Source organism: Xanthovirga aplysinae, assembly GCF_009711365.1.
Lineage (GTDB): Bacteria > Bacteroidota > Bacteroidia > Cytophagales > Cyclobacteriaceae > Xanthovirga > Xanthovirga aplysinae.
Map to the genome: position 1 here is coordinate 1 of NZ_SMMB01000674.1, position 1,642 is coordinate 1,642.

Sequence of the window (1,642 nt, forward strand, 5' to 3'; positions counted from 1 at the left end):
CCTACTTACACAGTTTTCCGGATAGTGTCACACTATCCGAAAAACTGTGCCCAGATTAAATGGTGGCTACTAAACCTAATGGCAACGGACCTCCCATGTTCTTACTTCCTCCTTCTATTAGCAGGGCAGCCCTATGACTCCGGCAGCCCCTGCTCCTTTCCGCGACTATTAATCCACAGCAAATAACAAGGTTTTGACTCCTTAAAGTCCTCCCCTAGCTACAATCACCATTCAAAGGCACTATCTCTTCCTTCACCATGCATAAGAGCTTGCTAGTTCGATCCTAAGAACTTTTATGACTGTAATTGATATTAGTTTTTTTCATTTAATTAGGTTTTCCTGCCTTACGCGCTTTTGCGTTCATACATTGTTAGCCATTGGCATTTTTATTTCAGATTCCCAGGGTCATTAAGTGTTTTACCTTATGATAAATCAGAGATGCTTTTATACACGCTTTCAATTCTTCAACAGGAATATTCTGTTTTAACTGAAAGATAATAGCCCGTTTTCCTTCATATTGAAATTTCTGGTCGAAAATTAATCTAAACGTATCTACCAATCTACTTGTACATTGAAAATACATTGCATATTGATGGGGTGTTTTTTCTTTCCAATCTATTCTTAAGGTACTCCCATTTTTGGTAACAAAACTTGGTTCTCCCCACTTTATTGTTTCCTCTAGTTTTTGAATGCCTTCTTCTTCCGCTGTTTCAATGACTAATTCTCGCAACCTTTGCAATTTTTCCCGAACAAAGTCGGGATAATTGGCAAATACCTCCTCCACTTTTGGATCTGTTATAACTTCTAATTTTCTCATTCTAACTATTTACGTCTACATAAAAGTCCCCTTCTACATTTGTTGGATCTTGGGCTTTTTCTCTAATAATCTCAAATTCGGCAGTATAGATTCTATCTAAAAACATTTCCCAAATTTTTGACCAATATTTTACAATCAATCTTTTAACTAATTCTCCTTTGACAGTTGTTTGTATGACATTCATCTTAATGTGGTTTAACATAGGCCTTGTATATAATTGGCTACAACGGCCCGGCTGGCTGCTGTGTTTTATGATATCGGCTTTCGTTAGTTGGCAAAGAATGGCTGCTCGCCATTGTTGTAGTTCGTTTTACTCCCATTCAGATTTTAAGATTGAGTAAAAATCTACGCTTATTTTTTCTCCATTTTTAATTTCAGATTCTCTCATTGTCCCTTCGTAACTAAAATTAATTTTTTCCAGAGCATTTTTACATTTTATATTTTGACTTACGACATAACCTTCAATTCTATTTAAGTTTAATTCTGTAAAGCCAATTTCAAAAAGTTTTGGCATTACTGCCTTCATTATTCCTTTGCCCCAAAATTCTTGTAATAACCAAAATCCAATTTCCGCTTTTTTGTGCTTTTTATCTAAACCATTAAATCCTCCTGCACCGCAAAATTGATTTTCTTCTTTGTCATATATACTCCACCAAACTCCTGTTCCACTATTCTTTAAATCCTCGTACCACTCCATTTGTTCTTTAGTTGCTTCAAGCGTAGGGAAGTGTACATCATAATATTTGGTAATATTAGGGTTTGATAATCCCCTATGAATATTTTCAATATCTGAGGAAATTATTTCTTTCAAAATGTAATTTTTCG

At 35.2% G+C, this 1,642-nt stretch carries 3 protein-coding genes; all 3 read right to left on the reverse strand.

Annotated features, from left to right (window positions below):
• Positions 1–391 precede the first annotated feature (391 nt).
• Entirely contained in the window at positions 392–817 is a 426-nt protein-coding gene (locus E1171_RS04010; protein ID WP_155204341.1) for a DUF1801 domain-containing protein, read from the reverse strand.
• Between the two features lies 1 nt (position 818).
• The gene (locus E1171_RS04015) at positions 819–1,001 is read right to left on the reverse strand and encodes a DeoR family transcriptional regulator (RefSeq protein WP_155204343.1); all 183 of its coding nucleotides are present in this window, start codon (positions 999–1,001) and stop codon (positions 819–821) included.
• 126 nt (positions 1,002–1,127) lie between these two features.
• A partial coding sequence (locus tag E1171_RS04020) for a GNAT family N-acetyltransferase (RefSeq protein ID WP_155204348.1) occupies positions 1,128–1,642 on the reverse strand: 515 nt, incomplete at its 5' end.